The sequence below is a fragment of the Leptospira bourretii genome, from assembly GCF_004770145.1.
Classification (GTDB): Bacteria; Spirochaetota; Leptospiria; order Leptospirales; family Leptospiraceae; genus Leptospira_A; species Leptospira_A bourretii.
In genome coordinates, this window is sequence record NZ_RQFW01000026.1 from 1 (window position 1) to 24,818 (window position 24,818).

Genomic DNA, 24,818 nt, shown 5'->3' on the forward strand with positions numbered 1-24,818 from the left:
CCAAACTCCAATGGCTAAAAGAACCCACTCCAGACAATGTCTGTCGAATTTTAAGTAATGTTAGGTGTCTATCGGAAGGTGTGGATGTTCCAGCCTTGGATGCTGTTTTATTTTTGACTCCACGCAATTCGCAGGTGGATGTGGTGCAATCTGTTGGCCGAGTGATGCGAAATGCACCGGGTAAAGACAAGGGGTATGTTATTTTACCAGTTGTGATTCCTGCTGGAGTGGAACCACACGAGGCTCTGAATGACAACAAAACCTACAAAGTGGTTTGGCAGGTCTTACAAGCCCTTCGTTCGCATGACGACCGTTTTGATGCGATGGTCAATAAATTAGAAATCAATGGACCTGATGTTGCTAAGATGGAAGTGATCGCGATCTCTGATTCTTTTGGCAAAAAGAAAGAGAAGAAAGGCGAAGGAAAGAATTTAGGTCGTGGAAGCGATCACTTGGGAAATGCACCTCAACCCAAACACCCTCACTCAAAAGAGAAAGATCAGTTTGAAATGCAATTTGATATCGGAACCATTGAGATGGCAATTTATGCCAAGGTGGTGCAAAAATGTGGGAACCGTCTGCATTGGGAAGAGTGGGCGGGAGACATTGCCAAAATTGCAAACACTCATATCTCGCGGATCCAAGCGATTTTATACGATCCCAAAAACAAAAAAGAAATTGGTGCTTTTCATGAGTTTGCCGAAGAGCTCAGGGACGATTTAAATGATAGCATTTCTGATGGGGAAGTGGTGGAAATGCTTGCCCAACACCTCATCACCAAACCTGTCTTTGACGCGTTGTTTCAAAACAACGATTTTACCAAACAAAATGCGGTGTCTAGAGCAATGGATAACATTCTTGGTATTTTACAAGAACACCACCTAGAAAAGGAAACAGACACCTTACAACGATTCTATGAATCGGTCAAAATGAGAGCTAGTGGAATTACCAACGCGGAAGGCCGCCAAAAGATTATTTTGGAACTGTATGATAAGTTTTTTAGTAACGCCTTCCCCAAGTTATCCGAACGGTTGGGGATTGTCTACACTCCTGTAGAGGCTGTGGACTTTATTCTCCATTCGGTTGCCGATGTTTTGGATTCCGAATTTGGTTTGAAATACGGGGACGATGCTGTGCAGGTGCTTGATCCCTTTACGGGCACGGGAACCTTTCTCACAAGGCTTTTGCAATCGGGCCTGATGACCAAAGAAGAGGTCATTCGAAAATACAAATCGGGGCTCCATGCCAATGAGATTGTCTTACTTGCCTATTACATTGCTTCGATCAATATCGAATCAACCTACCATTCAATCACAGGAGAACCGTACACTCCGTTCACAGGAATGCTCCTTACCGATACCTTCCAACTGTTTGAAAAGGACGATATGATTAGCAACTTCCTTCCCGAAAACAGCGAACGGAGGATGAAACAAAAATCCCAAAATGTCCAAGTGATTGTTTGCAATCCTCCCTATTCGGCAGGACAAACCAGTGCCAACGACAACAACCAAAATGTCAAATACCCTGGGCTTGACAGTAGGATTGAAGTTACTTATGCCAAAGAATCCAGTGCTACCAACAAAAATGCGTTATACGATTCCTATATCCGAGCCATTCGTTGGGCGAGTGATCGGATAGGAGAAAGTGGGGTGATGGGTTTTATCACGAATGCGGGATTTGTCGAAGGAAATGCGATGGATGGGCTTCGGAAATGTTTGCAGGAAGAATTTAGTTCGCTCTATATCTTTCACTTACGAGGAAACCAACGGACTTCAGGAGAATTGTCTCGCAAAGAAGGCGGAAAACTCTTTGGATCAGGGAGCCGAGCACCTATTGCAATCACTATCTTTGTCAAAAATCCAAAGACAAAAGAAATGGGAAAAATCTATTTTCATGACATTGGGAACTATATGACCCGCGAACAAAAGTTAGAAAAACTTCGGGAGTTTGGGAGCATCGAAGGAATTGCCAAAGCCAAAGGATGGAAAGAACTTACACCTGACAAACACCATGATTGGATTGGGCAAAGGGATGAAAGTTTTAGCGAATTTATTTCTTTAGGGGATAAGAAAGATAAGTCGAGTGTGACTTTGTTTGAGAATTATTCAAGGGGATTGGAAACAGCTAGAGATGCTTGGGTTTACAACTTTTCAAATCAGTCTCTGAATACTAATATTAAGAATTTTCTCAAATTCTATGAGTTTGAAAGAAAACGTCTAGAAGAGTATACATTGAATGAAAAATCAAAGAAACTTGATAAAACAAACGAATTTGTTAACAATGATTCTACGAAAATCAGTTGGTCAAGTAGTCTCATTTCTAATTTGGAGAGAAATGTTAAATCTAATTTTCAAGAAAATAGAATTTCTATTGGCATTTATCGACCATTTACTAAGCAGAAAATATATTATGAGCAGTTTCTAAATCATCGTGTAGGGCAAATGCCTCGAATCTTTCCTACGCCCACTGCGGAAAATCGAGTGATCTATATGAGTGGATCAGGTAATAGTGGAAAGGAATTCTCGGTATTATTAGTCGATACTATTCCTGATCTTAATATGCAACATTCAGGAGGCCAAGGTTTTCCACTCTATCTCTACGATACAGATGACTCAGACTCTGGTAGTGACGACACCAACGATGATAGCCTCTTTGCCAATAACAATACCACTTCGATTGCTGCGGCTGCTGAGCCCAGTCGAAGCGAGACCCGTCGAAGACACGCAATTACCGATTCGGGATTCCAACATTTCAAAGAGGCGTATCCCAAGGAAACAATCACCAAAGAAGATATCTTTTACTATGTATATGGGTTCCTCCATTCGCCCACGTATCGAGAACGTTATGCGGACAATTTGACAAAGGAACTGCCTCGGATCCCTCGTGTAAAAGATCCCAAAGATTTCTTCGCGTTTAGCAAAGCGGGGCGTGCCCTTGCCGACCTCCATATTGGGTATGAGAAGGTAAAACCTTATCCTGTGAAACTTGTCACTACCAAAACCCAACTCAAACCCGAACACTACTATGTGACCCAAATGAAATATGCCAAAAATGGAAAGGAAAAAGACCAAACCATTGTGATCTACAATGAGTATATCACCATCACAGACATTCCTTTGGAAGCCTATGAGTACGTTGTGAACGGCAAATCCGCCTTAGATTGGATCATCGAACGGTATTGTGTGAAAACCGATAAAGACAGTGGGATTGTGAATGATGCAAATCTTTGGGGGATCGAAACGGAAAACAATCCTAAGTATCCATTGGAGTTATTTCAGAAAGTGATTACAGTGAGTCTTGCAACGATGGAGATTGTGAAGGAGTTGCCGGAGTGGGAGTGAGTGAGAAGGGGAGGGGGGGAAAGGTTTTGTGTGGGAGTGGAAGAGTTGCTATTATAAGACCTCTGCTTATGGAAATAAAAGCTGGTATAGGTTGTTTTTCTTCGTTTTTTGAAATATATATTGGTCTACATTTGTTTTTGAAAAATCAATTGAATTGAATAATTCTTCATTTTTCCAAGCATCCATTTCGTGAGTGAGATCGCTTAATTCTGAAGCATTATAATTCTTAAATGTATTAACTGTTTTCGCGATAACTTGCTTTTCAAATACAGATAATTTATCGGTATCATATTTACTGTTTTGATCTAATTCAATGAATGTCATGTTACCCGAGCCATAACCAATGTAAGATTTTAATTGAAAACCATGCTTCGATTTGAGAAGAGATATATATTGATTAAATTCTTTAACCACTGGTCCATACGGCATTTTTATAAATTCTAAACCAGTTAACGTTTTCTTGAGATTCCCGTTAGGACTGTTAAAATATACAAAATCAATTAGAAATAAATATTTATTCCATTTCGTTTTAGATAAATCATGCGGATCAATAGTAAGAATAGTTGCAGTAATTGAAACTAATTTTTCAGTTTCCATCTTGTGCACCTTTTAAATAATCAAGTTTTCGACGAAGCAACTTTAGTTTTACTTTATGAATAAAAGGTTTAGAAGAATCTTCCATGAGTGTTTTTATTTTTTTCATCTAAAATCCACTCAATTTCTTCATCTTCTGGAATCACGTAATATAAGTGATTTTCTCCTTTCGTCCCCTTCAACATTTGATCAGAAATTGAAATCGATAACTGGACCATAATCAATCGCGATAGTTATTGATAAGAAGTTCTTTCTTGAAATATCGAAACTCAAGTAGCTTTTATAGAAATCCCACCATTTGTTTTTAGTTTCTACAAGAATTTCGATTAAATCTTTTGCTGTAAGATCTTGAGGAATCTCTTTCATATTTTCGTTTGCAATTCTGTTATTCCAATAAGCTAGAGTTTTCTCTTCTTTGAAATCAGGATAAAAATACATCACTGCATCCCCTAAAAATTTAATCGGTTCAAGTTTTCTTTTTTTAAATTCTGAAATTGCCATTTCATAGAAACGTTGCATAACTCCAACCCACTCAGGGAAAGGTTTTCCAAATTTAATTCCAGTTGAGTTTGCTAAATCAATAAAAATTATATATGCATTGAAGGCGTTTTTTACTAGTTCTTGTTTACGTCTTTCGTTTGATTGAGCTTCGTCACCAGATGACATTAATTTATCTATGTTTGTCTCCATTATAATTCCTTTTTTATAATATGTCTAGGCTGGCCCTTAGCCGCTGGTGTAAGCGTTGGAGAGTAGAACGACACGTCTAGAAAGTGCCAGAAGTCTTTCCGTCGCAGACCGAGCTATGGCCTTGTGCCGAAGATGTAAGTCGTAGTTATCGAATGAGCCAAGCATTCTAACTTTCGAAATTAGGAAATTTAATAACAATAACATCTAACATTATTTTATAATTCCAAATGTACGCATTTGACCATAAATATTTGATATTTCGGAATTAAGTTGCCTTAAATACTCTTTACAAACATGAAAGTAAAGATCCTCTCGAGTATCTTCCAAAACAATTTCAAACTTCCTTTTTTTTAATTGAATAATTAATTCGTTAAAACTATTTTTTAGTGAGATGGTGTCGTCGGATGTCAGGGCAATTGTAATTTCTTTTTCTGGGAAATTGATCTGTAAAAATGTTTTTTCTTCAGATCTAATAATTACTGATTTAATTGCTTCCATATATTCCCTTCCTTTCTCCGAATGCATTCCTACCACCTTCTAACGTGGTCATACTTTTTTCTTTCCAATCAAGGGAATCGACTCCGTTTATTATTTTTAGCCGATTTGAAAAAGGATTGCCTTGATAAGTTTTGTAACCTTCATGCGTATGTTCTCGATAAATTGAATTATATGGTAATGTTCGAACTGCTATATTAGCATCATGTGTAGCTATCACAATTCGCTTCCCACTTTTGGCCAGATCTTTAAGTATTGGAACAATGAAATCACTAATAAAATCATTTCCGAGACTTTTTTCTGGTTCATCAACCAAGTATACATCTTTATCTTCTTTAAGTTCTTTTGCCAAAAGAACCATAGAAGATTCACCATTTGAAGGTTTATACTCAATGTGGTTTAGTTCAAAAAATCTTTTAAATAAAACAAGATCCTTTATTGATTTAATTTTTGCTGAATCATCTACTTTTAATAACTCTGATAATGCTGCAAAAAAATCTGCCTGGTATACTTTTTCTGCAAGAATATTAATACATTTAGAAAATTCTTTTTCTGGAGATTTTGTGTTGCTTGATAAATGTTTGAATTCACCATCTGATATAATTCCATTCTGAAATTTAAAATCCGTGACACAAAACAATTTGCCCTTGTTCTCAAAATCCCAAACAAATTCTGTCCACTTTTTTATTGGTTTTTTTAAATTTGTCACAACTTTTTGAAGAGCTAAGTCAAGCTTGATTCTATTGCTGCCGTACTCAAGAAATCCTGTACTTTGTGGTTTTTTAGGAACGCCGGTTTTCTTTGAAACTTCCAACGAAAAACATTTTATAGTAAAGTTAATAAGTCTTGCAGATTTGAAGTTTTTGAATGCATCATATGTTTTATCTGATAGGTGGTTTTGTGCTTTATTTAAAGCCTCGTTCAATTCATTAAAGAGCGATTCTCCCAGAATCGTTTTATTGAATTCATTTCGATTTAATTCATTTATAAAATTATCGAACTCTTTTCTTAGGTTAGTAGTATCTGTTAAAGTTGACGACAGTCGATTCTCATCAATGGGAAGAATTTCTCTTATCAAAAGCTTTTGTGCAATTTTGCTTGATTCTTGCTTACTATAATGTTCTCTGTAACTCGTCAAATTTGCTATCTCAGCTTCTTCAGCGTTTCGAATAAATGATATCTCTTCTTTACAATCAGAAATATCAGAATCTAAAAGATCCAATTCTAATTTAGAAGCAGACAAATCATATTTCTTTATAAGGTTTTCAGAATTTGACTCAAAAAGATTCGCTTTAATTCCTTTGTCATTGTAATGCTTGCAAATACTTTTAAGTATTTCTGTTTTCCCTGTTCCCTTTGATCCAAATAATATATTGACATCATCCCAGATATCAATTTCTATCGGTGGCTCTCCTTTGAATGGAGTTAATTTGATGTGGCTTTTATTTTTTGATGCCAATAAGGTTTGTATTGTACTTTCGTTTTTATCTAAAAGAAGGCAAAATTGTTCAAAACTTTCTACTGGAAGTCTTAGCTCAGGTAATCCATTGGAAATTTTTAAGTATGAATCCCAATCCTGAACATCTGATCCATAAATTGAATTATGCCCATGACTCACAAATATTCCTGCCGAAATTGAATCGGTAGCTTCTTTTATCACCCGATTCGAATTTTTGATTCCAGAAATTAAAACATCGATTGCAGCGTCTCCTATATTTGGTTTTTTATTGTAATAGTGAGCGATATAAATTACATCTATATCGTTAAATGCATAGGAAATTTTGCTTATATCGATAACAAATTTATCGGGAGACTCACTATTAATTAATTTTAAAAGTATTTCGTTAAATGCTTCTACTTGTTTTGGATTTGATATAACAATAAGATGACCACGTTTATTTTCATGGATAATATCTAGTTCGACACCTGGCCAAATTTGAAGATGTTCTGCTTTTAACGCTAATATCTCATTAAACTGATCAATATCAAAAAGATTATGATTTGTTATTGCGCAAATACCGACATCGGAATTAGATATTATTTCACAAAATTTCTTAGGTGTAATCTCGCGCGTGTGAGCATCTCCTCTTTTGGTTTTTCTTGTGTGTATATGGATATCAATTTTCATACATTTTATCCGTATTAAATTATTTATATTTAGTTAATATCGTTTTGCTGGTATGCCTTCAAGACATGGGTAACTTTTATGCGTCAGTAGAAAGGTAACACTTTTTGATTAACTTACCTGATTTTTTAACTTTGTATGAGTTAGGATCAAGAATAAATTTGGATCGATAACACCTAACTTATTAATATCGAACCAAATGGAGATAAAAATCGCTTTCCTTTTTGATATCGCCATTAAATCCGTTAAATGGATTCCCAACCATACTGAAATGCCATCCAATTAATGTAACCCCTGTCTTTGATATACCTTTGCTTGAATTCGTAATGATCTGAGATAAGTAAATCAGCATTAGGATCGAAGGGTTTCTCTGGCTTCACATAAATTTGCTCAAGGGTCTTCATGTCGAGAGCCTCGTGAGGCCTCTTCCTGTTAAAATCGATTTTCCACTTGTTGAAGAATTATTGGAAGAGAGTTATATTTCCCACGATCTCATTTTGTAATTCGCGAGCCATGTCTCTATGCATATGCATTTATAATCAGAATTTCTTTGTATAGCCATTATTAACATCTTGAAATTCTGAAAAAAGTGTTAGATACTAGATGTGTCTATTTCTTTATCAATAAGCTGTGCAAATTCTTAAACTCTCACCACCATTTCGGTAAAACTTATCCATGGTTCTCGTCTATTTTAATAGGAAGATAATATCCTTGTATTTATTAGCGCCCTTTACATTTTGTGGAGTGTTTTGCTCGCAGGTTGAGCTCGAGACAAGTATATGTATTAATACAACAATTTTCGAAAATGTGGTTCGAAAAGATTTCTTGATCCGACTAATTTTACTTACTTCTCATCTTTCTGAAAGTATAAATAATTCCATTAATAAAAATATAGCTTACAATAGAATATAAAATCATTAGAAAAATTACTTCATAAAATCCTAACTCAATTCCTAAAAATCTAAACATTTAACTACCCTCACTTTATTTTGATGAAAATTTATAGCAAATTCTAAAAATACTGCTATGTCTTTACAAACATAATTTTGATTTTGTATCTGATATACTACAAATGAATCGGTTCCACACTTAGTAGAGATACCATCCTGAGCGCTGAGCTGGGTAAAATTGACGTCATTCTGTAAAGAATCCAGAATAAATTGAAATCTTAAATCCACGGTATTAAACTCCTTCCAAGGTACTCCTAAAAAGGTGATCTAAAGGGGCGATTAACCTGCTAGTGTTACCCATGTCCTGAGGCATACAAAATTTCGATAGCGTAAAACGAACTAGTGTTACCGAAGTTCCCCGACCCTGAGTCCCAACGGGACGTTAGGGACGGGAATGTAGCTTGCTTTTAAAAGCGAATGCAGGGAGTAGAATGTGGCACAGCCCAAGCGAAGCCGGAGTGCAGAAGCGTAGCGGTAACAAGCTGTTATACGCCGTATTGCTTGCTGCGTTTTAACGGCATCTCATTATAAGTTTTTCCATCTAATTCACGACCATTGGCTTTTTTATTTCTTCCTCCCCATTGCTTGAAGAAAAATGCTACATCGTATTTTCTACATTGTTTTTGAATTTCAATCACCCAATCCTTAGAGATAGGCCTCGGTTGGTGTCCGCTCTCACCACCAACGATTACCCAATCAATACCTTTTAAATTAATCTCTCCTAGCGAATCAATTAAAGGTTCGCAGGATAGGAATTTTACTTTAGCTTTTGTTTTCTTTAATAAATTTACTCTTGGGATGACGAGTTTATTTTCAACAGAAACTCCCATCCAAATGTTATGAGTCCATTTCAATTTTTTATTAAGATCTAAAACTCGTTCTGGTCTCTTGGTTAGAATCTGAAAAACATGTTGAGGATTGTTATTCATAACATTGAAAACATCTTCAATAAAATAATCAGGGATACTTTTGTGAAAAAGATCACTCATTGAGTTTACAAATACAATTTTTGAATTTTTCCAAGAATAGGGAGCAGAGAGAGCTTCAGGATGAACTTTAACTTTAAATCCTTCTGAATATTTTTCAACACCCATTGCTTGGAGTCTTTTTGACATTATTTCTGCATAACAAAACTTGCATCCCGCAGATATTTTTGTACAACCGGTTGTAGGGTTCCAAGTCATTTCCGTCCATTCTATGCTTGATTTAGCCATTTATTTTAACCTTATTTTCAAAAACTTTCTTTGAGTTTTGTAAGCATCGTAGTTAATATAAAATGTACCTTTTTTGATAGGATTAACATTTTCAGAGGTTATAACTAGTTTATTAGAGTTCTGCAAATCACTCAAAACATCACATGCGTGCGTCGGAAGATAACCTTCTCGGAGACAAAATTCATAAATTTCCGCATTAGATCTTTCTTTATTGTCGGCATCATTGAAAAAACGTAATAAAATTGTTTCTAAAGAATCGATCTGTGGTGTTTCAAAAAGATTAAAGTTATTGTTGCTTGAATAGCTCCAACCCCTACCAAATTCATTGTCAATTTTCCACTTTGATTCTAGCATTTTTTCGAATCCTCGAATGTGGTTACAGAAAAAGAAAAGGCAGAAGACAGAATTGGCATTTTTTTGTATTGTGAATGTATCCACGTAATATTGTTTACCGATGTATTTTTTAAATGCGGCTTTTAGTTGATTAATAAATTTCCAAATTGAATCTTTCGGAGAATATTCTGAAAAATCGACCAATTCATCAATGAATTCTACGAGGGCCTCTGGTGTTCCATTTGCATCAAATCTATACATGAATTGAGTTGGTAAGAATAGTAATACTTCAGAATTATTTGAATTTAATAATGAGCGAATATTGCTCGCTTTAATTTCTTTATACCCGTAGGGATCAATAAAAATAAATATTTTTTCTTTATCCAAGTTTGAAAGACTTTTCGGTAAATTTGATACTATTTCCTGATAATCCTTTGAGCTAAAATTTATATTTATAGAATTATAGATCGATGGATATTTTCCATTTATGTATGTTTTTAATTTTGATATTTTAGTTTCATCTAAATCATTAAAATAGCATGAAATTTCTATCTTCTTTTGAGTTTGAGTTCTGAGAAATTCCTCAATTACATTGAGAATAATAATAGGACTACCCTCGCCACTATTCTCGAAAATTCCAGGTCCACAAAAGAGATCGTAAATTCTTATTTTCCTTGTATATTCATCATTTGAAAGAATGCGAATATAACGGATTAAATATTCTTGTAAAAGCGTTACTTTTGCTGCAGAATGATCTAGTAAGTTCTTTTTTATATCTAATTTGTTCATATTTATTATTTCATTTGCAATATGGCGTATAACGAACTAGTCTTCCCGAAGTTCCCTGTAGCCGAGCCTCTGACGGAGGCGTTGGCGTCGGCCCGTCTTCTTGCAAAGCAAGAAACGTGACGGAAGGGAATTTGCCGCAGGCCGAGCAAGGGCGAAGACCCGAAGCGAAGCGATTCGCCGCTGTTAGCCGCAGTGAAATAAGATTTGGTTTTGATTTTTTATTCTAGATTTTTGTATTCAACAATGACTGCTCCGCTATATCTTTCAAGTAATTCGCTTTTTAATATAGATGAAGCTTCAGATACATACAAATAAACTTTTTTCTTCCTTTTCGACAATTTGTTTGAAATACTAATTTGACCGATATCGCTTATACTTAGGTGTAGTGGAGCTAAAATATGAACTTCTTCGCATGAATCGATAGTCGTAAATTCTTGAGAAATTTGTCTGTGGTTTTGTAAATTTATTGAGCAAGGCTGGAGCTGCTCCATAATATTTTGAATTTTAGTGTTTAGCCAGCTAGTTATTTTTAATTCGTTAAATTCATTTGCATAATCGTATTTTAGGATAATTTTATTATTAAAAACTTCGGAGAATTTTTCGACCATTTTGGCACCCCCGTTTTTTTTCTTATGTTCTAATAATTCTCTTAAGGGATTGAATTTGGATCCTTTATATTTGAAGATTATTGCATGTTTGTTGCAGTGTATAGTTACATCAGAGGCTTTTCCATGATCAAAAGCATTTTTACTTAATTCGATTAATAGTTCTTTTATTGCAAAGCTTTCATCTTTACCCCAAATTTCAGCTAAAAAGAGAGTATTCGTAAATTCTGCGATTTTTATATTTAAAAGGTTGGATGGGGTGATGATACTAGAGACTAAAGGAAAATCGATTTCTTTTGAATTTTTAGTGTTTCTTTGAGAATTTTGAATTTTTATTTCTGATATTTTTTTCCAGAAAAATAGTAAGTCCGCTGTATAGCTCGAATCATCATCATCTATTAGTTTTGCATGATTTTGACACATCCAGATGCCATTGTTTTCGGATTTTAAAAAATCTTTAGGAATTTTGCTATCATATCTTGCTACTTTTGGATTTGAAGTTGCCGGATATATGTGGCAAGCCACTCCAATGCTGGAGACTTTTTTCTTTTCATCGCTCTCAGTCATGCCAATTGTGTATTGAGAACATTCCGGGAAGGAACAGTGATAGCCTGATAGTTTTCCAATAAGTTCTTTAGTTTGCGTCGAGAAATTGGTTCTATTGTTTTTCATATTTTTTATTTCATTGCGGCTAACGAACCAGCCTTCCCGAAGTGAAGCGGTTAGTTGCTGTTATGCGAAGTGCATTTTATTGAATTCTCCAATAGAAGCCATTTTTTGAATTTATTTGCAACAAGTCTCTATTTTTTGCTTTTATACCTTTAAGTAAATAGACCATATCATTTAGTAATTTGTAAGAATCACTAAAATAGGAATGGTCTAAAAAATCTTCTCCAGTTCCTGTTGCATCAATTGTTTCTATATAAGGATATATATTATCACTAGGCGAGATAGATCCAACTCGATTGCTATCATGAAATTGTTCCGATAAACTTAATGCTTTATCATTTTTATTTGCATAAATAGTAATACTTGATTTTAATGCAGCAAAGGAAGGGGCAACCGAGTTTCTAAAATAAACTGGATCAATATCGGGTGCCGCTAAAACCAGTATTTTTGTTTTAGTTTTAAAATTGGGAATTTTTTTAGTATCCGAATATATAATTTCTGAAATTAACCTTGTCCCAAGACTATGGGCTATTATGTAAATATCTGTAAACCTATTGTTTGAATATATTCTAGATAAAAATTCTATTAAATTATGTTGAGAATTTCTACTCTCATTTTCATCAGCAGGATAGCCCAACTTTTCTGCCCTAGATGGCCAACTATAAAATATAGAAGTTCCTTCAAATTGTAAATCATGAGTAAGTTGAGCGGTCTTTAAAGCAGCATCATTAAAACTAGTATTGTATCCATGCAAAAATATTAATACTTTTTTCTTGTTTATATTGTTCGATAAATCAACGTTTAGTTGTTTGATAAAATCTTCTTCACTTAGTACAGTCGGAGTTTCTTTTATATAAAAATGACGTTTTTCGCTTTTGTAGATTTCTTTGTTTAAAATTACATACGGAGTATTCAGGTCGCCGCGTTCTCGATATTTATATCCAGGAATATTAATTTTACAAAATCCATATGTTATTTTTTCAGATCGATCAATTCCGAAATAATCATTTATACCCGATCTGTTTTTAATATCGCGATTTGTTCCATAATAAACCAATTTTTCTGTGCTTGATTGTAAATCCTCTTCTTTTACGATAAAATCAATTGATTTTATTGGTTTTAAGGAATTGTCATAGATTTTAATTCTATTCTGATCAGGTTCTATTAATATGTCAGGATTGTATTTTTTTATTATTTGCTTATTATCGTTGTAAGAAGCCAACTTGGCCTTGTCAATATTTGACTCATTAATTATTTCTATACTTGGGTTTGATTTTGACTCATCTAATATTTTATTATAATAAGTTTTAGAAATGAATGTCTCATTTCCTGACTCATCGTAAATTGGTTTATAAAGTATTTTGTTAATTTTTTTTTGACTATTCGATTTGTCATTATTGGTTAAGTTTTCAATTATTTTCAATTCTGAATCACTTTTGCAGTTTCCAAGATTGAGGGTTAACATAAAGAAACACAGTAAGCGTATTTTCGTTTTCATAATTTTTCTCCTTATCTGTTTGTAGATCCAATAATATTTATCAAAATATATATTGCTGCATTTCGCATAACGAACTATATCCGCTATGCAATTTAAACCTCTATCATAAAACCTTCTTGTGCGATATTAGTTTATTCCTTGAAATAAGAAGGCTAATTGCATTTGGGATACTACCTATTATGGAGCAATATACAACGTGCGATAATATAGATTATGTCGCATAACAAGCGATACCTGATTTGAGTGTACTCGTACATCCTTTACAAAAGAACGCGCCAAAATTCTGATTCAAGCGAATAGTGAGCATAGCTTCGCCCCCTGAGTCCCAAATGTAAAACAAAACCGTTGTTTTGTTAAAGTTAAAATCGATCAAGTTCATTTTTTATATAAAAGAAAAGTAATATATTCTTATTTACAATATTAAATTTTCCAGAGAAAAAGGGGCTGCTTAAGCTGCTAAGAGCCTAAACAATTAATGTCTACTCAGACGGAATTTATTTCATTTTGCTAGAAAAATCTGCAGAAAAATAAATTTTCATTTGAGCTGCTTTTTGTATTTAAAAAGCTATTTTCTCTCGCAGTTATAATCATTCCGAATATTTTACTTTATTCTTTTTTCCGTCCACTCTGCTTTACTTGCTTCAACTTTCAAATAATCCACTGCTTCCATAGCAAGTCTCCCTGCTTTCAGAATGATTCTTGGATTTTTTTCTATGAGTTCAATCCAAGATTGAATATATTGCTTATGTTGTAGCTGACCGCTTAACCCAAATTCGCCAGCAAAAATTGCCGAACACAACTCAGCGACTAACTCTTCAAAAGCATAACTAGACTCGTCCATTTGAAGATTCCGATTTAACCTATGTTTTGCACCTGTCCAATGACCTAGCTCGTGTAAGTAAGTCGACCAATAGTCATCTTGCCTACGAAAATGTTCTTTGGGTGGCATAATGATCGAGTCGGAACCAATAACATACGCTGCTTTGTTCGACCAAGAATCACCAACATTATGTTCAATGGCATTCACGAAGGCATCAATTCTATCCAGCCCTTTTGAGTGAACTTCCGTTACAAAAAAAGGATAATCAGATTCTTTCACATTAGCTTGTTCAATATTATATACTGGATAAGCTTTAAATGCTAAGTAAGATTTGTAACGCACAGGCTCTTTATCTGATTCCTCTTGTTTTCTTTTCTTTTTTGATTTAACAGGAATCTGTATGTTCATTGGAAATAATACGGCAGCTTTTGAAATTTCACCTTCTTTGATTTGATAATTTAAGGAATTCCATTGTTTAATAGTTCCCCAAGTTGAGTAAGAAAACCGGCAATCAACCAAACTTTTGGTTAGGTGAAAGGAATTAAATATACCATATTCCTTCGATGTACAAACATTTTTAGGAAATCCAAATAATTGCCAAGGTTTTACCCATTTTTCTAAACTTCCCGATTCAATGGCCGCCATTACATCTCGAGTGATCTCTTTCATGATTTTAAATGCATTTTGATCTTTCATTTGAATATATAAGTATAAAATTTTCCAAAAAGTGTCATTTTTCAGAAAAAAACCTCATAAATTCAAATTAGCATACTCCCTCTCCGATTTGATTACCTGTTTGTGTCTCATAAGCCTAACTTCCAAACATAGGCCTTAATCGAACCTTAAAATTCTCCCAAAAGATACGATCTTGTTTTCCCAAACTCTCTGGTCCGGTAGCCGATTGGATCCGAATGCGAGTTGTCGGTGCCAGTTCATTCGTCCATTGCAAAAACTCCTTCCAAACATCCAAAGGACTCTTTGTACTTATATTATGTACTTTTGTTGTACTTAGTACAAAGGGAACTGCTGCAACTTCCGATTCTGCCTTGGATTTTTGGATGGGAGCAATCGGTTTTTCTTCCACTACCGCTTGGGAAATATTTCCTAGGCGGTAAGATAATTCTCGCCTCCTTCCATCGAAGGAAAGTTGCGAAATATAATTTCGTTTCTTTAGTTTGGAAATCATACGAGAGATAGTATCTGGTTTTTTCCCAAGCAGTTTGGCAAAATATGCATTGGAAGCAAAACACCCTTTCGCCAATGTTAACGATCGAATTTCCGAAAGTAGATACTTTTCAGAAACACTCAAATCCTCAAGGCATTCAATTTCCCTAGGAATCCAAATTCCTGTTCGGTTAGTTTTCATTTTAGGTTCCTTCTTCCAAATGAACACTGACTCCGGCTATGAGCATCTGGTCGTTTCTATGCCAATATACCTTTTGGGTATATCTCCCCTACTCTACCGGACTTCGGTTTTTAAAAACGAAACAAACCTTCGGTCAAAGTAAAATTTCAGAGAATTGGAAAGTTCTTTCGAACGTCCCTTCGGAACTTTTTTATGAATTCCGAGTTAAGTCATAACGGCTTTGTGGTAGAGCCGTGCTCGGCAGTGTTAACCGAACGATCCCCAAATGTACCTATGTCGATAAACTGTCAATAAGTAAAAGAGACATAAATCAGGTATTTTGAACAGGATCAAGGTGGTCCACATTTGTGGTAATTGAGGCGTGTTGGAGAAGCAGGTAAATGTGCCCTGGTCGGCTACCACACCTTCCAGGGCGATTGACTTAACCCGTTATGGGCTATACTCTAGTAGTTTTCAGTATATCAGCAAGTACAAGCTTTTTTTTACTTATCTTGAAAATTAAAAGTCTGGATTAGGAAAGGCAAAATGTATTTCTTAGCGGGCGTATATAGAAATTCTGCGGTCTTTTTTTAATGCAAATATCAATTTTCATAATATTCTTAGGCTTTCTTTCGTTTTGGAATTAATTCAATAACTCTTTTAACGGTATCATAATAATTTATTCTTTTTAACTCCTTAATAATAAAATCATAAAGCTTTACCTCATTTTGGTTTTCCCATTTGTTTGATATTCGCTTGCCGATTTCAAATAGACCCAGGGAGGCAAAGCTATAAAGTGAGAATAGATAATACACATAAGAATAAACACCTCCTGTAAATAGCAGGAGTAAAGTGAAAATAAACAAAATTGAAATAATCCTAAATCGATGTTTATCAAATAGTTTTGATATGTTAAAAAATTGAATTATACCAAAAATAATGCCAATGAATCCAATCAATGGAAGAGGCCCTGGGAATAAAAAACCTAATAGGAATATTATAAAAAACCACGTACTTATTAGAAATACTAATTCTGATATATGCGAAGAGATATTGTTTCCAAGAGGGAATAAGGCTATATACAACAATATAGGGAATAAATAAATCATATACCTTTGTGTATTACTAGCAGGGATATCTTCTAAATACTGATCAGATTCCCAGTGATAATCATCCGGAAGAGGGAATTTTTCAAGGAATTCATATATTCGGTTTCGAGCTGAGGAGCCAAGTTCGTTTAACTTTATGGAAATACTTACTATTCTATTTTTGTTTTTGTGATAAAGCTTGAGTGGTACCTTAGCTTCAATACCACTCAAAAGGCTTTCTAATGGAAGGAAATCTCCATCTTTATTTTTAACTCTAATTTCCTTTAAACTATCAATAGAACTCCTGAAATCTTTGAGATACCTAACGCGGATGTCGATTTCTTTTTCCTCTGTAGTAATCTTTGCAGCTACCCCACCTTGAATTGCTAGTTGCAGCTGATCACCAACCTCTGAAAATTGAACTTTTGAACCAGCTAGCTCAAGATATTTTGGGAATAATCGGATTTCATCTCGAGCAGATTTAAATTTTAATACTGCTTCCGCTACTTCATCATTCAATCGAATACGGGAAGCTAATCTATTTGCTAATTCTTCTAATACTCGATCGTCATTTCCAATGATATCAACTTCGATCTCTTGAAAATATTTTGAATCTTCATTCGTTGCAAAAAACAAATATCCATCTTCAACAGAGCCGATTTCGGATCTGATTTTGTTGAGAAATTCAGCGTCTGCAACTAAGCCTTCTTTTAAATGAATAAAGAAAACTGAGTGGGCCGGGTCAACTTTACTGACTACATCGGAAATCGCCTCTATTTTAGATACTTTATCTTCTATTGTTTTGCTTATGGAATTCGTATGTTCGAAGGATGTTCCTGATGGGAATTCTAAAAATGCGATTAGTTCTTGGCGATCAATATTTGAGCTGAGAGCAATTTCGCTTTTGCCTGCTTGAAATAATCCTAGGATCGTTAAAAATATTAGTGCAAGCGGATAAACGTAGATATTGAAATCAACAAAATCCGTTTTTTTTGTTATCCATTTTAGTGAAGTATCAAAATATTTGAGAACAAGCTTTTGCCGTAATCTAAAAAGAAATGTTGTATTGATTGATACATTGCCATTTCCCGAGAAGTTTGATTTTAAAATTTGTGAAATATATGGATAAAATAATACTGTCAAATGAAAAAAAGAAATAAACTCAAGTAAATTGTTCCTGTAAGTAAAGTCTAATAAATAGATAGCTAATAATAGCGAGATTGAGAAGATATTGGCTCTTTGGTTAATTGTTATTTTTTTTTGATAAGCAATGGTGGTTAATATACCGCTAAATACTCCTAATGAGATAAAGTAACTTAAATCAATCTGAAGTATTTTCATTATTAGCGAGAATATAAGTATTGTTGAGACCCAAGTTGACCATAAGACAATTAAATTGTAGTAATTGGTTTTCTTGCGTAAATTCACTCCGATTGAAAAAAGAAGTAAATAAAAGAACGCTACTGCTGTAGATATATAAATATCTTTCAGATATTCTCCTTCATCTTGTGTAACTTCAAAGCGGATATTATTCGGTAGTTCACTTTTTAGGATATCTCTAGTCTTTTCGGAGATGTGAAGAGAATTCATTTCGGAAGCAGAGTAAACGAAAATACTTACTCTTTCAATTCCATTGAATCGTGCAGTTGTAGAATCTTCTCTTTCCTTTGATTGGATAAGGGCGATATTGCTGAGTTTTACATCCTTTTCGGAGCGAAAAGAGTAAAACGAAATATTATTCAATTCATCGATGTTTTTAAATCTTTCTTTTACTGAAGTGTTGTGGTCTTTATTTCCTCTTGTTATTTTCCCAAGTGTGTAACTTCTGTGGATATCTTGAATTCGGTTTACGATGTCTCTAATACTTATATGGTATGCCTCTAGTTTTCTCGGGTCGCAACCAACTTCAATTTCTATTAAGCTACCTCCGGCAACAATTGCTTGGCTTACGCCATCCACGGATTCAATTTTCTTTTTTATTTTCTTTTCAATTATATCTCTTAATTCATTTAATTTTAAGTTTTCTGCCTGAAACGAAATAACCATGTAGGGTTGTTTGTTTGGGTCATATTTGTGTATTATGGGTTTATGAACGTTCGCCGGGAAATCTACAGATGAAACTTCGATTGAATCCTGGATAGATAATATTTTTCTTTCAATGTTATTGGCTTCACTGAGTTTAACAAATATCATTGCTTTCCCTTGCTCTGATATTGATCGTATTTCGCGTATACCATTAACAGTGGACAAACCGTCTTCTATGGGTTTCGTTAAGAGCTTTTCTACTTTATATGGGTCATAACCATAGGCAGAGATTTCAATTGCAATAGTAGAATTATTAGATTTGGTTACGGATCTGAAATTAATGCTAGGTATGGACATAACTCCAAAAACAGAAAGTCCTAAAACTATCATTAAATATAGAATAGGCCTTCTGGGAATTGACTTAGTTATCGCATTAAGCATTTTTCTTTTGTTCGATAGGTAAAAAATAAATTGATGCAGGTATAACGAATAATGACAAGAGTAAAGAGGAGAGTAGTCCTGAAACTACGACCAATGCTAATGGAGCTTGAAATTCGGATCCAGAACTAAAGCTGAATAGGACCGGTACCATTCCAAGAATGGTTGTGCTATTGTTCATCAGTATGGGCCGGATAATTGTTTTGCCAGCCGCCAAGAGTGCTTTTTTATTGTCTTTGAATGTTTCTAGGTAAAAATGATAATACTCAAAGTATAAGACAGAATTATCTACAACAACTCCAATTACTAATATGAAACCCATAAATGAACTAATGTTTAAAGACATCGAACTTATAAATAGAGATGGAAAAACTCCGATGAAAATTAGAGGAATTGATAACATAACAATTGTTGCTGATCTATAAGATTCAAATATACCTGAGAGTAGCATGAAAATTAACGAGGCTGCGAAAAGAAAAGCTATTAATACTTCTTCTAAAGATTCATTTAAATCTTCAGAATCACCGTCCTTTTTCAAAAAAAGTTCTCTATTGGTTCTAATTTTTTTCTTAACATCTTTTTCTATATGTTCTCGATTTTCTCCGAGGGGGACCCTAACTTTTGTAGCATATAGGTTTGAAAATCTTCGTATTATGTGTTCACCTTTTGTAAGGCGTATTGTACAGATTTCTTTTAGGGGGATAAAGTCCCCACTTGGGCTTTTTAAGCGAAGAAATGAAAGCTTTTCAATTGTATCTGCTTTGCTTTTGTCCATTCGAATCATTAATTTTAATGATTGATTTCCAAAATTCATATCTGAAGTTTCAATACCTTTTAGAGCGATTTTAATGAAACTTGCTACAGCCTCGGATGTGAAACCAAATTTAGCCATTTTTTCTTGATCAAAATCTATCCAATATTCTTCCGAAATTTGATCGAAATCCGTAATAACTTTTTCTTTAAAAGAAAATTTAAGTGAATTCGCAAAATATGCAAGAGTATCTTTCATGCCTGATAGTAAAAGGATACTATTTTCATTTCCAGATCTAAAAAGTAATTTCTCGAGGCCTGATGATTCCTCGCTAAGCAAAACTGTGTAACCATCTTTCAAAGGAATCTTTGTTACTACATCTTTTATATTTTTGAAAGTATTTGGTTGGTGGCCGATTAGTTTTATTTCTGCGAAATTAGATTTAGAACTTTCTTCGGAATCCCATTTAATTAATTCTTTTTCAATTCCTCCTTTTGTTACAGTGATTTCAGTTGGATATTCGATCTTAAGTTTTTTTTCAAATTGTAATACAGTTTCATCAAGCAAAGAAAGGTTCGTACCAGCTGGTGCTGATATTGAAACATTATAAATACCAGAATGTATTTCGGGGAAGAATTCGTATTTTAAATGAGGAATAAGAGAAAAGCTTATGATAAGCAAAATTACAACCGTAGTTACAGTTTTTAAAGGCTTATCAAGAAAGGAATTTAAATACGTTGAGTAATTGTTTGCTATAACATCGACGATGCCAGGACTTTGAATACTATTTAAGTTCCGCTTTTTGTACAGAACTGAAACTATGAGTGGAACGAAAGTGCAAGATACAAAAAAACTTATAATAAGAGTAATCGAAATGGCAAGAGCCATTTCAGAGAAAACCAATCCGAGTAAACTTTTGAGAAAACCTATTGGTAAAAAAACGATAACTGAAGTAGCTGTCGCAGTTAAGATTGATTCGAAAACCTCTGCCACTCCATCGGATATTGCATTTTCTAACCCTTCATTTTCTTTGATTCTTCTTTCTATCGCAGATAGTACAACATTGCTTGAGTCGAAAAGCAGTCCTATCCCAAGAGCGAGACCACCTAAACTCATAATATTAAAGCCAATTCCAAAAGTATAAAAAACAAAGAAGCTTAAAAATAATGTAACAGGAATAGTAAGAATTAGAATAGAAGGTGAATAAACATTGCGCATCAAGATTAGCAAAATAGTAAATGCTAAAGATGCTCCAATAAAAAGATTTTGTAATAAACTTGATATTGAGTTTTCGATAAAATCCGATTCATTATAGATGATTTCAAAATCTAAATCTCTTCCGAGAGATTTCTCTAATTCAGCTAAACTTTTTTTGATTTCTTCTGAGATAGATACAGAATTTTTTCCTGGCTCTTTGTATATATTTAACAAAACAGATTCTTTTCCATTTAGCCGAGCAAATCCAGTTTTTTCATCAAACTCTTCAGCGAGATGGGAGATATCCCCTAATTTGATAACTCCTGAGCCTGGCTTGAATGAGACTACGAGATTTGACAAATGTTCTAGATTTTGAAATTCGCCTACGGCCCTAATCAGTAATTCTTTTTTGCCAACGGATAGCTGTCCTGCAGGGTAATTTTTATTGCTAATCTTTACTAAGTGGTCTAATTCTTCTGGTTGAACCCCGTATGCGGAAAGCTTTAAAGGGTCGATGATTATGCTTATTCTTTTTTGTTTTCCTCCTATAATCTGAGTTAAAGCTACGCCATCAAGTCGATCAAAATAAAACTTTGCATTCTCTAATAAAAAAGCCCTAAGATTATCTTGATCGAGTCTTCCTTTCGATGAGAAGGCAATTTGCATTAGTGGTTTACTGTTTGGGTCGAATTTTGATATAATTGGCTTTTCGGTGTCGAATGGTAAAGAGTCTTTTATGAAGTCCAATTTCTCTCTAATTTCCATTGATATGAGTGCTAAATCGGTTCCATTTTTAAAAGTTAGATGGATGAAAGAATAGCCTTCTCTAGATTCTGCTTCAAGTCTTTCTAGTTTCTGTGTTGTACCTAAGGATTCAGAGATTCTCTTTGTAACCAAATTATCAACTTCTGCAGAAGAAGCATTGTTGTATGCTGTAATTACAGTTAAACGAGGAAAATCGATTTTTGGGAAAAGGCTAACGGGTATTGAAAAGGCTCGGATTATTCCAAAGAGAATAAATGCTGCGTAGAACATCCCTACTAGCATTTTTCTTTTTAAAATTAGTTGTACTACGAATTTCATTTATTGAACGCTGGGGTAACTTTTACTCCTTCGTACAATTGATTTAATGGCGATAAGATGATATAGTCATCATCGGATATACCATCCCTTACCATATAAAATCCATTCGATTTCTGAGCTGATTCTATACGTTTTTTAAAAGCTCTTCCTTCATTAAATTGAAATATTTCAATAAACTTTTCTTGATAAGGAATGGCTGCAGTTTCTGGTATTAGGTAAAAATCTTCTTTCTTTCCAGATAATATTTCCGCTTTAACATACATACCAGGCTTTAAATCTTTTGTTTTTTCTAACCTAATTTTAATCTCTGCACTATGAGTTCTTTGATCTAAAACCGGACTTGAAAATAAGACAGTCCCTTTAAAACTTCGATTTACGAATGAGTCAGACGTGATAATTGCTTTTTGGCCTGGTATGATCGAGCCAAGTTCTACTTCATTTGCATTAAATATTACATTTAATTCAGATGTTGATACAAGATTTACGATTGGATTTCCAGCATTTGCACCAGCGTTTATTAACTCGCCGACATTTCTATTAATTCTATAGACTATTCCGTTGATAGGAGAAATCAAAGTTGATTCGCGGATTAAAACTTCAACAGATTCTATATTAGCTTTTGCTGCATTGACATTCTTTTCAGCCACTTCCATTTCTGCCTTTTCAAGACGTGTATTGAGATCCTTCCATAGCTCAATTTTTTCACTTCTTTTTGACGGTAGGGGGATTCCTTCTGCCGTTATATCTTGGTCACGGATACCAATTTGAACAATTTCTAATTCTTTTTTTGCTGTTTCTTTGGCAAGTTTTCGTAGATTATACTCTTGTTTCGTAGTTAAAAACTCCTCTTCAGCTATCACCCCTGAGTTATATAAGCTTTCTTTCTTTTCGTGTATAGTTGCAATTCTTTGGAATTCGAGTTCTGCTTTTTCAATATTTTGTAGCCGTTTTTCTTCTTCCGCAAAACGTATTTCGATATTTCTTCTGGCATTCTGATATTTCGTTTTACTTAATGAATAAGAAGCTCGAGCTGATTCTAAATTTGCATTCAGTTTGAGTAGATCTATTTCAAACGATAGGCTATCCAATTTTGCAATTTTTTGTCCGATTTTTATTGTTTCCCCTTCTTTGACGTGAATCTTTTCGAGTCTTCCTCCGACTTTTGAAAATAGGTCAACTTTTTCTACTGGATCAACAATAGCAGCAAAGAACAATGATGGCGATAAATTTTGTTTTTCAATTTTTACTATCGTAACAGGAATTGAAGTCTCACTTTCATCACTATTCCCCTCGGCATTGAAAGAGCTGATTCGATTTTTAATTGATAGTGACTTAACATAGAAGATCCGAGTTGCAAATGGAACTTTAGTGCGAAGTTCCACCCAGGTTAAATTGGTATAAGCCAGTATGATAAGTAAATATGTTACGCCACTAATTACAATTTTTGAGAAAAAAGGAATTTTAGACAGACTTGCATATATCTTTTTTAACGTAGCAAAATTCAATTTCTAACCAAACCAACGAAAAAATAAAAAATCAAAATATAAGAAAGAACCCAAACGACCGTCGAACGTTTCCCTACAAGACCAAAAAGTAAATTTAGCCTTGAGAAAACTCTTGAAGAGGTGATAAGAGAAACAAGTAAAATGAAAATCCAAAAAGCTAATGAAAATGAGAGCGTGAGTAAATTCGAATTTTCGAAAGTGGCAAAAATTGAGTGATACGGTATCAAGACAATCATAGGAATGAAAGCGGAAATCGAGGCTAATAAAGTTACTTTTAGGTGGCGTATGAAAGGAATGTATGCTTCTTCCAATAACCTTGCTATTGCATAACTTAGGCCAGAAATGAATGTTACCCAAATAAAGAAAAATGCATAAATATATGTTAAATTCCATGGGTAAGTGTTAATTATTGTGGGTATGCCTGTTATATTCTGGGACTGAAGTTTTGCCAATATTCCGCGATTGAGATCTGCATAGTAATTAAAGCTTAATAAGAAGAAGATCATATAAACGAAAAAATATGCAATCATCCAAACGCTTGTTGCATAAACAACTAGATTGGTAAAGTTTTTTGGGTTGCTGATTATTTCACTCATGTTGGTGGTTCTGGCTTTAATTAGCAGGTCTATGAGATTTTTGAAATAAGACTTAGATAGGAATTGTTTATTCACTTGGAGTACCTTTTTTCTCTAAATTTTTTGCATGCAGTGTATGATAGTTTGCTTTTTCTATTAATTTTGCTTTTGTATATACATTTGCCATAGATATATGTGCTATTCGTATTTTTTCTGTTTGCTGAATCACTGTTTGAAAATCACGAATTGCTTCCGGTATCTTCCCTGTTATTTCGTAAAGCTTCCCTCGTAATAACAAAGCATCTAGATTCAACGGTTCATTTTTTATAATTGAAGTTAAATCTTCAATAGTTTCTGTTTGTTTCTGATTAAGTGCCAAATTGATTCTGGACTTTAATAAAGTTACTTCAGTTTTCGAAAGTGTTTCTTCATCCAAAGAAGCTAAATTACTTCGTGCCTCAGAAATACGGCCGGTGTAAAAAAGGATTTTTGCTCGCAGAAAAATCGCTTTTTGGTTATCCGATTCATCGTTTAAAATTTTATTTATTTTTAACTCTGCATTTTTCAAATCACCAAATACAAAAGCTTGTTCTGCCTCATTCAGTAAAGGGTTTTTCGGTGCTTCATTGCAAGAGAAATAAACGATGAAACTTAGTGAAAGTAGAGCGAATAGAACTCTATTCATTTT

The 24,818-nt window shown here is 34.1% G+C and carries 16 protein-coding genes; 1 reads left to right on the top strand and 15 read right to left on the bottom strand.

The features are described from left to right. Positions 1-3,341: type ISP restriction/modification enzyme (locus EHQ47_RS19430; protein ID WP_135777936.1), on the top strand; the 3,341-nt coding region annotated here is incomplete at its 5' end. A gap of 66 nt (positions 3,342-3,407) precedes the next feature. On the opposite strand, the gene EHQ47_RS19435 is transcribed toward EHQ47_RS19430, so the two are convergent. The 15 genes from EHQ47_RS19435 to EHQ47_RS19520 all read right to left on the bottom strand — a co-directional run bounded on the left by EHQ47_RS19435 (position 3,408) and on the right by EHQ47_RS19520 (position 24,815). Next, a complete protein-coding gene (locus tag EHQ47_RS19435; RefSeq protein WP_135777938.1) occupies positions 3,408-3,938 on the bottom strand; it encodes a Panacea domain-containing protein in 531 nt (176 codons plus the stop codon). A 186-nt stretch (positions 3,939-4,124) separates the two neighbouring features. Further along, positions 4,125-4,625, bottom strand: a complete 501-nt coding sequence (locus EHQ47_RS19440; protein WP_135777940.1) for a nucleotidyl cyclase domain-containing protein — start codon at positions 4,623-4,625, stop codon at positions 4,125-4,127. Positions 4,626-4,835: 210 nt separating this feature from the next. Further along, positions 4,836-5,123, bottom strand: coding sequence for a hypothetical protein (locus tag EHQ47_RS19445; RefSeq protein ID WP_135777942.1), 288 nt, complete (start codon positions 5,121-5,123; stop codon positions 4,836-4,838). Beyond that, positions 5,110-7,248 carry an ATP-binding cassette domain-containing protein gene (locus EHQ47_RS19450; RefSeq protein ID WP_135777944.1) on the bottom strand — a complete coding sequence of 713 codons (2,139 nt, stop codon included), beginning with the start codon at positions 7,246-7,248 and terminating at the stop codon, positions 5,110-5,112. Before EHQ47_RS19450 ends, EHQ47_RS19445 begins: the two co-directional genes overlap by 14 nt. Positions 7,249-8,680: 1,432 nt before the next feature. Then, a complete protein-coding gene (locus EHQ47_RS19465; protein WP_135777946.1) occupies positions 8,681-9,409 on the bottom strand; it encodes a DUF5131 family protein in 729 nt (242 codons plus the stop codon). Further along, positions 9,410-10,531 carry a three-Cys-motif partner protein TcmP gene (gene tcmP / locus EHQ47_RS19470; RefSeq protein WP_135777948.1) on the bottom strand — a complete coding sequence of 374 codons (1,122 nt, stop codon included), beginning with the start codon at positions 10,529-10,531 and terminating at the stop codon, positions 9,410-9,412. A gap of 218 nt (positions 10,532-10,749) precedes the next feature. Further along, positions 10,750-11,808: a hypothetical protein gene (locus tag EHQ47_RS19475; RefSeq protein ID WP_135777950.1), complete on the bottom strand. Its 1,059-nt coding sequence runs from the start codon at positions 11,806-11,808 to the stop codon at positions 10,750-10,752. 76 nt (positions 11,809-11,884) lie between these two features. After that, a complete protein-coding gene (locus EHQ47_RS19480) occupies positions 11,885-13,303 on the bottom strand; it encodes an alpha/beta hydrolase (RefSeq protein WP_135777952.1) in 1,419 nt (472 codons plus the stop codon). Between the two features lie 601 nt (positions 13,304-13,904). After that, positions 13,905-14,819 carry an ArdC family protein gene (locus EHQ47_RS19485; protein ID WP_135777954.1) on the bottom strand — a complete coding sequence of 305 codons (915 nt, stop codon included), beginning with the start codon at positions 14,817-14,819 and terminating at the stop codon, positions 13,905-13,907. 115 nt (positions 14,820-14,934) lie between these two features. Continuing rightward, positions 14,935-15,489, bottom strand: coding sequence for a helix-turn-helix domain-containing protein (locus tag EHQ47_RS19490; RefSeq protein WP_135777956.1), 555 nt, complete (start codon positions 15,487-15,489; stop codon positions 14,935-14,937). A gap of 599 nt (positions 15,490-16,088) precedes the next feature. Next, complete coding sequence (locus tag EHQ47_RS19500) at positions 16,089-19,022, bottom strand: efflux RND transporter permease subunit (protein WP_135777958.1); 2,934 nt, start codon at positions 19,020-19,022, stop codon at positions 16,089-16,091. Then, positions 19,015-22,050 (bottom strand): efflux RND transporter permease subunit, encoded by a 3,036-nt coding sequence (locus EHQ47_RS19505; RefSeq protein ID WP_135777960.1) that lies wholly within the window; start codon positions 22,048-22,050, stop codon positions 19,015-19,017. Before EHQ47_RS19505 ends, EHQ47_RS19500 begins: the two co-directional genes overlap by 8 nt. Next, a complete protein-coding gene (locus EHQ47_RS19510) occupies positions 22,047-23,555 on the bottom strand; it encodes an efflux RND transporter periplasmic adaptor subunit (protein ID WP_135777962.1) in 1,509 nt (502 codons plus the stop codon). Before EHQ47_RS19510 ends, EHQ47_RS19505 begins: the two co-directional genes overlap by 4 nt. Continuing rightward, positions 23,552-24,151: a hypothetical protein gene (locus EHQ47_RS19515; protein ID WP_135777964.1), complete on the bottom strand. Its 600-nt coding sequence runs from the start codon at positions 24,149-24,151 to the stop codon at positions 23,552-23,554. Before EHQ47_RS19515 ends, EHQ47_RS19510 begins: the two co-directional genes overlap by 4 nt. Before the next feature lie 67 nt (positions 24,152-24,218). Next, on the bottom strand, positions 24,219-24,815 hold the full coding sequence (locus EHQ47_RS19520; RefSeq protein ID WP_135777966.1) for a tetratricopeptide repeat protein: 597 nt from the start codon (positions 24,813-24,815) through the stop codon (positions 24,219-24,221). Positions 24,816-24,818: the final 3 nt, after the last annotated feature.

Coding starts and splice junctions, on each gene's coding strand:
- EHQ47_RS19435 (WP_135777938.1), bottom strand. CDS start 3,938: ATGGAAACTGAAAAATTAGTTTCAATTACTGCAACTATTCTTACTATT.
- EHQ47_RS19440 (WP_135777940.1), bottom strand. CDS start 4,625: ATGGAGACAAACATAGATAAATTAATGTCATCTGGTGACGAAGCTCAA.
- EHQ47_RS19445 (WP_135777942.1), bottom strand. CDS start 5,123: ATGGAAGCAATTAAATCAGTAATTATTAGATCTGAAGAAAAAACATTT.
- EHQ47_RS19450 (WP_135777944.1), bottom strand. CDS start 7,248: ATGAAAATTGATATCCATATACACACAAGAAAAACCAAAAGAGGAGAT.
- EHQ47_RS19465 (WP_135777946.1), bottom strand. CDS start 9,409: ATGGCTAAATCAAGCATAGAATGGACGGAAATGACTTGGAACCCTACA.
- tcmP (WP_135777948.1), bottom strand. CDS start 10,531: ATGAACAAATTAGATATAAAAAAGAACTTACTAGATCATTCTGCAGCA.
- EHQ47_RS19475 (WP_135777950.1), bottom strand. CDS start 11,808: ATGAAAAACAATAGAACCAATTTCTCGACGCAAACTAAAGAACTTATT.
- EHQ47_RS19480 (WP_135777952.1), bottom strand. CDS start 13,303: ATGAAAACGAAAATACGCTTACTGTGTTTCTTTATGTTAACCCTCAAT.
- EHQ47_RS19485 (WP_135777954.1), bottom strand. CDS start 14,819: ATGAAAGATCAAAATGCATTTAAAATCATGAAAGAGATCACTCGAGAT.
- EHQ47_RS19490 (WP_135777956.1), bottom strand. CDS start 15,489: ATGAAAACTAACCGAACAGGAATTTGGATTCCTAGGGAAATTGAATGC.
- EHQ47_RS19500 (WP_135777958.1), bottom strand. CDS start 19,022: ATGCTTAATGCGATAACTAAGTCAATTCCCAGAAGGCCTATTCTATAT.
- EHQ47_RS19505 (WP_135777960.1), bottom strand. CDS start 22,050: ATGAAATTCGTAGTACAACTAATTTTAAAAAGAAAAATGCTAGTAGGG.
- EHQ47_RS19515 (WP_135777964.1), bottom strand. CDS start 24,151: ATGAGTGAAATAATCAGCAACCCAAAAAACTTTACCAATCTAGTTGTT.
- EHQ47_RS19520 (WP_135777966.1), bottom strand. CDS start 24,815: ATGAATAGAGTTCTATTCGCTCTACTTTCACTAAGTTTCATCGTTTAT.